This window comes from Stenotrophomonas sp. 3diitr2024, from assembly GCF_042136455.1.
GTDB classification, from domain to species: domain Bacteria; phylum Pseudomonadota; class Gammaproteobacteria; order Xanthomonadales; family Xanthomonadaceae; genus Stenotrophomonas; species Stenotrophomonas sepilia.
The window spans coordinates 1-5,767 of sequence record NZ_JBHHMJ010000353.1 but is presented as its reverse complement, the minus strand read 5'-3'; the positions used below and the strand labels follow the sequence as shown (position 1 = coordinate 5,767).

The following is a 5,767-nucleotide window of genomic DNA, read 5'->3' as shown; positions in this document are numbered from 1 at the left end:
AGAGTCCTTTGGGAGAGACGGCCGCGGTGCGGCACGTGGGGAATCGGTGAGCCCCGGGGCGATGCCGAGCGCGCTCGGCACCCACCGGGGCGGCGGATCAGCGGACCGCCTTGACGTTCAGTTCGTTGATCATCTGCTGGGCGGCCTTTTCGGCAGCCAGCTGCAGCGCATTGGTACGGGCCACGGTTTCATTCGGGCCGGTGCCGGAGAACTGCACCGGGCCGACCGACGACACGGTGCGCGGGAAACGACCGGTCACATCCAGCACCTTGCCGGTGACGGTGACGAACACGCGGGTGTTGCCACTGGCCGGATCACGGTCGCGCATGCCGATGTCGAGGGTGCCGACGGCGATGTACGGAATGTTGGCCGCACGGATGCCGTTGGCGGTGTCACGCAGGGTGGCCGGGGCCAGGTCGTTGCCGGTGCTGAAGTCCTTGCGGATGCGCTCGATGCTGAGCAGGCCACGCGATTCGCCTTCCACGTATTCGGCTTCAACCACTTCGTAGCCCGCGGCGCTGAAGGCCCCGGTCATCGCGGTGTTGACCTCGGCGGCGTTGGCCACCTTCCAGGTGATGTTGTCGGCGCGCGCGGTGGTGCTGCCGCCGCTGGTGACCGACACCGAACCATTCTGGTTGATGCTGCCGTTGGTGCTGACCGAGTTGCCGCGGAAGCTGTCGCCCTCACGGGTGTTCTCGCTGTAGCTGCTGCTGGCGTCGACGCGGCGGTATTCCTTGTCCTGGAACGACTGCACGGTGTCCTGCGAGCGCGCCATGAACAGGAAGGTCAGCAGCGAGCGCTGCGCGGCGGTGGCACCGGCCACGGCCGAACCCGCATCCAGCTTGGTCTGCAGCAGGGTGGTGTTGATCTCGGCACGGACGGTGACGGTGTAGGTCTTGGCCTTCTTGTCTTCGGTGTCCGACAGCTGCACCGCGCTGAGCACGTAGCGGTCGATCTCGCCGATGAACTCGGCGCGGCGCGCTTCGAACAGGCGCAGCTTGGCCGCACCGGTTTCGGCGATGTACGCCTCCAGGGCATTGACCTTGGCCTTGTTCAGGGCCTGGGCACGGGTATCGGCACTCAGGCGCAGGCCGTAGCTGGCCGAGCCGGTGCCGCGCGAACTCGCGGTCTGCGCAGCGACCGGCGAGGCCACCACCAGCGCGATGAGGATGAGCAGGATGGTACGCATCAACGACATGACTTGATCAACTCCTGGAGGGCTTGGGTCTGCTGCTGCAACGGGCGGCCGCCCGGCTTCTGTTCGTCCAGCCAGGCGCGCGAATCGGCACGCTTGGCGGCGGCGCCGGCGAAGGCATCGAGCCCGGCCAGCAGGGTTTCGTAGCTGGCCGACCACTGGTCGACCTGCCACTGCGTGGCCGGAACCACCTTGGTGGCCCCCTTGCGCAGCGGCTGTTCGAAATAGACCTTCCCCGAGAACGGTTCGGTCACCTTGGCGGTGAAGAAGGCGCCGAACAGCATCGTCTTCATCGCCGGGGTTTCCTCGATCACGCCGTTCTTCAGTGCATCGACCTGCAGGTTGATGACGTAGTCGGGTTCGGGAATCTTCAGCTGGTAGACCTTGCCGTCGGCAAAGCGGGCAGCCATCGCGCCACCGATCGCCTGGCCCGAGGCCGGCGGCAGCAGCCCGACGCCGGTGTTGGACGACAGCGTCTTGGACAGTTCATGGGCCAGCGTGGCGCGCAGCGGCGCTTCCCACTTCGGGTCGGGCAGCTTGGCGCGGACCGCGTCGGACAGGGTTACTCCACCGACCTGCAGACGGCGCACCGCCGCGTCGGGCAACCTGGCCTGGGCAAGGCTGGCCGCCAGCACCTGCGACAGGCTGGTATCGGCGCCGCCATACAGCAGATCGGCGACGATCGCGTCGATATCGTCGTTGTCCGGTCGGTAATCCTGCACGTCGATGCGCTGCAGCGTGAGCGGATAGGACGCGATCACCTGGCGCTCGCGGAAGTCGAAGAACAACGCCTGCAGCGCCACTTCCACCAGCACCTTGTACTGGTCACCGATCGGCTCGACCGAGACCAGTTCGCGGTCCAGCGCGGCGGCCAGCACGGTGGCGCTGGTGGTGCCGTCGAGCATCGCCACCGGCTGGTCGATCAGCTCCAGGTGGGCCGGTGCGCGGCGCTTGAGCGACTGCGCCAGCGTCTGGTTCAGCGGGACCAGGCCACGCCGTTCCAGCACCGCATGCGCATGCGGCGTGGTCGCCTGCACGGCGGCGGCGTCAGCGGTATAGGCAAAACCGGCCCAATAGGCCTGCTGCGATTTGTCCGCGGCCTGCACGGCCGTCGGCCATACGGCCAGGCACAGGGCACAGGCAAGCAGGCGCGCAAAAGCGCGCGATGCGCTCTTCGTCCTTGAATACATCCAACCGCTCCTCGGTCAATACGCACGGAATGCGGGCGCTGATGCGTCCGCTGGGCGCGAAACATAGCCGCTCAGGCGCGCGGCGACAAGTGCTGTCCTTGTCGGCTCAGTCCGTGGGGGGCAGGCCGGCCCGTTGCCGCAGCAGTCCGCGCTCGGCCTGGTTGTGGCTGAGCCGAGCCGCCTCGCCAAAAGCGTCACGCGCATCCTGCTCGCGCCCCAGTGCCTGCAACAGCTCGCCACGCACCACCTGCAGTGGCGCGTAGTCACGCAGGCGCGCGTCGACCAGCAAGGGCTGCAGTTGCGCCCACGCGGCGAAGGGACCGTCGCTGCGCAGGATCGCCACCACCCGGTTCAATGCCACCACTGGCGAAGGCTGCACCTGCAGAAGCTGTGTATAAAGCGCAGCAATGCGCGGCCAATCGGTGGCGTCAGCGCGACGCGCAGCCGCATGGCAGGCCGCGATGCGTGCCTGCAGCACGTAGGGATCCTGCCCGCCGCCTGCGGCCAGCGCACGTACCAGTGCCTGCTGACCACGTTCGATCTGCAGCCAATCCCAGCGCGCGCGGTTCTGCTGGTCCAGCAGCACCGGCGCGCCCTGCGCGTCCACCCGCGCCGCTGCACGCGAGGCCTGCAGCTCCATCAGCGCCAGCAGGCCCAGTACCGGCGGCACCGGCAACCGATGGGCCAGGATGCGGGCCAGGCGCAGCGCTTCCTCGCACAGTGCCGGGCGCATCCAGTCATCGCCGGCGCTGGCCGCATAGCCTTCGTTGAACACCAGGTAGATCGCCTCCAGCACCGAAGCCAGGCGCTCCGGCATCGCCTCCGCGCGCGGCACTTCATAGGGCACCTGCTTCTGCGCCAGGGTGCGCTTGGCGCGCACGATGCGCTGGGCGATGGTCGGTTCGGGCTGCAGGAACGCGCGTGCGATCTCCACGGTGGTCAGGCCACCGAGCAGGCGCAGGGTGAGTGCCACGCGCGCATCGGCCGGCAGCACGGGATGGCAGGCCACGAACATCAGCCGCAGCAGGTCATCGCCCAGGTCGTCCTCCAGCGCCTGGCTGTCATCGGGTGCCGGCAGCGCCGCCGGATGCAGTTCCTCGCCCCATTGCGCGTGCTGCTGAGCCACACGTTGGTGCTGGCGCAGCACATCGATGGCACGGTTGCGCGCGGTGGTCATCAGCCAGGCTCCGGGGTTGTCCGGGATGCCCTGCTCCGGCCAACGCTCCAGCGCGGCCAGCCAGGTGTCCTGGGCCAGTTCCTCGGCACGGCCGACATCGCCACCGAGCAGCCGCGCCAGGCGCGCGATCAGCACTGGCGACTCCATCCGCCAGAGGGTTTCCAGACGCTGCGTCAGTGCGGGCTCGAGCATGCGCCGATCACAGCACGCACGCCCGGCCCGCACAAGCGCCGCAGCTCACGCTTCAACAATCGGCTTGAAGCCACCCCAGAACATGCGCCGGGTATCGAACGGCATGTCCTTCGGGCCCAGCGACGCCAGCCGCGGGTCGGCCATCACCTTTGCGTTGATGCGGTCGCGTGCCGCGCGCGAGCGGAACACCACGAAGGCGACGATCACCGTCTCGCCCGGTTTCGCCTTGACCGCGCGCGGGAACGAGGTGCTCTTGCCCGGTTCCACATCGTCGGCCACGCATTCCATGTACTGCAGCGCGCCATGGTCCTTCCACACCACGCCGGCCTTGCGGGCAAGGCGGCGGTAGGCCGCCACCTTGTCCTGCGGGCACGGCAGCACGTACGCATCCACGTAAGCCATGAGGGTTCTCCCTTGCGGCGGCCGTCAGCCCGGCTCGCCATCCATGTGTGCGATTTCCCAGAGATGGCCATCCAGGTCCTGGAAGCCGCGCTGGTACATGAAGCCCAGGTCGCGCGCCGGCTGCGGCTCGCTGGCGCCGGCAGCCAGGGCCTTGTCCACCAACTCGTCAACGGCCTTGCGACTGGGTGCCGAGAGTGCATTGATCACTTCGGTGTGGGTGTGCGCGTCGGCAATCGGCTTGTTGGTGAACTGCTGGAAAAAGGGCTGGGTCAGCAGCATCACGTAGATGCTTTCGCTGATGACCATGCCGGCCGCGTCGTCGTTGGTGTAGGTAGGATTGAAGCTGTAGCCCAGCGCGGTGAAGAACGCCTTGGACTTCTCCAGATCCTGCACGGGCAGGTTGACGAAGATCATCTGCGGTTGTGGTGCACTCATTGGTAACGCTCCTTGCGGATGAAGAGGAAAGAGGGAGGGATCAGGGCTGCTTCATGCAATTGACCATCCACGGCTTGCCGTAACGGTCGATCAGCATGCCCCAGCGATGTGCCCAGAACGTTTCGCCGATCGGCATCTGCACCTGGCCACCTTCGGCCAGCGCGGCGAACACGCGTTCGGCTTCTTCGATGCTGTCGACGTCGACATTGATGGTGGTCGAGCCGCCCTCGCCACCGCCGGGACCGTCGGCCGCCATCACGATGGCGCTGCCGATCTCCAGCTGGCTGTGCGCAACGTGGTCGAGGGTTTCCGGCGGCATTTCGTTGCAGCCCGGCGAGCCATCGGAGGGCGGCATGTCGCGGTACTTCATTTCCGAGGTGACCTGGCCACCGAGTGCCTTGGCATAGAACGCCATTGCCTCGTGGGCCTGGCCGCTGAAGCCGAGGAAGGGAATCAGTCTCATGGCAATACTCCGTTGTGCGGTTCAGGGCGATAGTGCCGGGGCGTGCCCGGCAGGGAGAGGAATCGGATCAGCCTTCCAGCTGTACACGCAGACGCTGTTCCTGCTGCTGTAATTCGGGGGTGAAGGCTTCACCAAAGTCTTCTGCGGAGATCAGCGGACGCAGTTCCAGCGTGCCGCCCTCGCCGAACGGCGCACGGCTGGCCCATTCAACGGCCTCGTCCAGCGACCGCACCTCCCACAGCCAGAAGCCGGCGATCTGTTCGCTGGCAGGACCGAACGGACCGGCCTCGACCTTGGGTGCCCCGCCGCCGAAATGAATGCGACGGCCGCGCTGGGTGGCGTGCAGGCCTTCACCGGCCAGCATGATGCCGGCGGCCACCAGTTGTTCGTTGAAGGCGCCCATTTCGGACAGTTCCTGTTCGCTGGGCATGCGGCCGGCTTCGGAGTCGGCGTTGGCCTTCACGATCACCATCACTTTCATTTTGGTCTCCCGTGGGACGCGTGGTGCGTGCCCTTCACTGGGTACAACGAACCAGGGGGCTGGGAATCGACACGTCCTCTGAAAATTATTTCTTCCGTGGAAAGCGCGCCTTCGGCGAAGGTCGGCGAACGGCGGAGCCCCTCCGTGGTGGTGTGGGTTGGTCGCGCAAAGCTGGTTTTCTGGGAGTGGGGGGGGGGGGGGGGGGGGGGGGGGGGGGGGGGGGGGGGGGGGG

Annotated in this window: 7 protein-coding genes; all 7 read right to left on the bottom strand. The window is 67.1% G+C overall.

The genetic code is table 11. The annotated features are described in order from the left end of the window. Positions 1-97: 97 nt before the first annotated feature. The 7 genes from ABGA94_RS08925 to ABGA94_RS08895 all read right to left on the bottom strand — a co-directional run bounded on the left by ABGA94_RS08925 (position 98) and on the right by ABGA94_RS08895 (position 5,535). A complete protein-coding gene (locus ABGA94_RS08925) occupies positions 98-1,198 on the bottom strand; it encodes a hypothetical protein (RefSeq protein WP_032953880.1) in 1,101 nt (366 codons plus the stop codon). Next, complete coding sequence (locus ABGA94_RS08920) at positions 1,189-2,385, bottom strand: hypothetical protein (RefSeq protein ID WP_005415094.1); 1,197 nt, start codon at positions 2,383-2,385, stop codon at positions 1,189-1,191. Before ABGA94_RS08920 ends, ABGA94_RS08925 begins: the two co-directional genes overlap by 10 nt. A 106-nt stretch (positions 2,386-2,491) precedes the next feature. Beyond that, positions 2,492-3,754 (bottom strand): RNA polymerase sigma factor, encoded by a 1,263-nt coding sequence (locus ABGA94_RS08915; protein ID WP_375367048.1) that lies wholly within the window; start codon positions 3,752-3,754, stop codon positions 2,492-2,494. Between the two features lie 45 nt (positions 3,755-3,799). Then, entirely contained in the window at positions 3,800-4,156 is a 357-nt protein-coding gene (locus ABGA94_RS08910) for a DUF1428 domain-containing protein (protein ID WP_005415092.1), read from the bottom strand. A 24-nt stretch (positions 4,157-4,180) separates the two neighbouring features. Continuing rightward, the gene (locus ABGA94_RS08905; protein WP_021202152.1) at positions 4,181-4,591 is read right to left on the bottom strand and encodes a VOC family protein; all 411 of its coding nucleotides are present in this window, start codon (positions 4,589-4,591) and stop codon (positions 4,181-4,183) included. Positions 4,592-4,631: 40 nt separating this feature from the next. After that, a complete protein-coding gene (locus tag ABGA94_RS08900) occupies positions 4,632-5,054 on the bottom strand; it encodes a VOC family protein (protein ID WP_111175762.1) in 423 nt (140 codons plus the stop codon). Between the two features lie 67 nt (positions 5,055-5,121). Beyond that, complete coding sequence (locus ABGA94_RS08895; RefSeq protein ID WP_134955294.1) at positions 5,122-5,535, bottom strand: YciI family protein; 414 nt, start codon at positions 5,533-5,535, stop codon at positions 5,122-5,124. Positions 5,536-5,767 lie beyond the last annotated feature (232 nt).